At 57.9% G+C, this 1678-nt stretch carries 2 protein-coding genes; both read right to left on the reverse strand.

The window, feature by feature from the left end; translation table 11 throughout:
- The coding region (locus AD948_RS00225; protein ID WP_061470222.1) for an FAD-binding protein at nt 1-917 on the reverse strand (917 nt) is incomplete at its 3' end.
- A gap of 2 nt (nt 918-919) precedes the next feature.
- A complete protein-coding gene (locus AD948_RS00230; protein WP_006558647.1) occupies nt 920-1669 on the reverse strand; it encodes an electron transfer flavoprotein subunit beta/FixA family protein in 750 nt (249 codons plus the stop codon).
- Between the last annotated feature and the right edge of the window lie 9 nt (nt 1670-1678).

A 1678-nucleotide genomic window follows, 5' to 3' on the forward strand; every position in this document is an offset into this window, starting at 1 on the left:
AGTTCTTCTGTAAGCTGAGGAACGATCTCGAAGAGATCTCCCACAATGCCATAATCCGCCACTTGGAAGATGGGGGCTTCAGGGTCCTTGTTCACCGCAACAATCACGCGGCTGTCTTTCATGCCGGCCAGATGCTGGATAGCGCCCGAAATCCCGAATGCCAGATACAGATCAGGGGCCACGATCTTGCCGGTCTGACCAACCTGATAATCGTTGGGCACAAAACCGGAATCCACAGCCGCACGGGAAGCACCAATGGCAGCGCCCAGCTTGTCAGCCAGCGGGTCCAGAATGTGGAACTTCTCTTCGCTCTGAAGTCCACGGCCACCAGACACCACAACCCGGGCGGATTCCAGTTCAGGGCGCTCAGATTCAGACAGATGCACCGCCTCAAACTTGGAAACAGCCGGGCTGTCCACCGGAGCAACCGTTTCAACCGGAGCAGAGCCGCCTTCCGCAGCAGCGGCATCAAAGGCAGAACTGCGAACCGTCAGCACTTTCTTCGTATCGGACGATTTGACGGTTGCCAGAGCGTTGCCTGCGTAGATGGGGCGCACGAATGTATCGCCATCCACAATGCTGATCACATCAGGGATAGGCTGCACATCCAGCAGCGCAGCCGCACGTGGCAGCACATTCTTGCCCACCGCACCCGCTGCCGCAACAATGTGGTCATACCCACCAGCAAGAGAGACAATCAGCGCGGCCAGCGGCTCAGCCAGTTCATGCGCATAACGGGCGTCGGCCGCATGCAGCACCTTGGAAACACCGGCAATCTTGGCGGCTTCCTGCGCTACGGCGTCATCACCGGCAACCAGTACATGCACATCACCAAGCTTGGCAGCAGCCGTCACGGCGGCAAGAGCGGCCTGTCTGATCCGGCCGTCTTCATGATCGAGAAGAACAAGAGCGGTCATGATCAGATTACCTTTGCTTCGTTACGCAGTTTCTCAACCAGCTCACTCACAGAGCCAACCTTCACACCCGCCTGACGCTGCGGCGGTTCCGCCACGGAGACGACGGTGAGGCGACGCGTCATATCCACACCCAGATCAGCCGCATTCAGCGTTTCAAGCGGCTTCTTGCGGGCTTTCATGATGTTGGGCAGTGAGGCATAGCGCGGTTCGTTCAGGCGCAGATCAGCGGTGATGATGGCGGGCAGCGTGAGAGAAACCTCTTCCGTCCCCCCGTCAATTTCACGGCTCACACGCACGGAGCCATCCGCAACATCCACCTTGCCGGCAAACGTGCCCTGCCCCCAGCCCAGAAGGCCGGCCAGCATCTGGCCTGTGGCGTTCATATCATCATCAATGGCCTGTTTGCCCAGAATCACCAGACCCGGTTCTTCCTTGGCCACAATGGCTTTGAGCACCTTGGCAACCGCCAGAGGTTCCGGGCTTTCTTCAGACAGAACCAGAATGGCGCGGTCTGCCCCCATGGCCATGGCCGTGCGCAGCGTATCCTGCGCCTGCTGCACACCAATGGACACAACGACAACTTCCGTCGCGACACCCTTCTCCTTCAGACGAATGGCTTCTTCAACCGCAATCTCGTCAAAAGGATTCATGGACATCTTCACGCCAGCAGTTTCAACACCGCTACCATCCGCCTTAACACGCGGCTTGATGTTGTAATCAACAACCCGTTTGACAGGTACTACAATCTTCATGGCTTCTTT

This window comes from Acetobacter senegalensis (assembly GCF_001580995.1).
Lineage (GTDB): Bacteria > Pseudomonadota > Alphaproteobacteria > Acetobacterales > Acetobacteraceae > Acetobacter > Acetobacter senegalensis.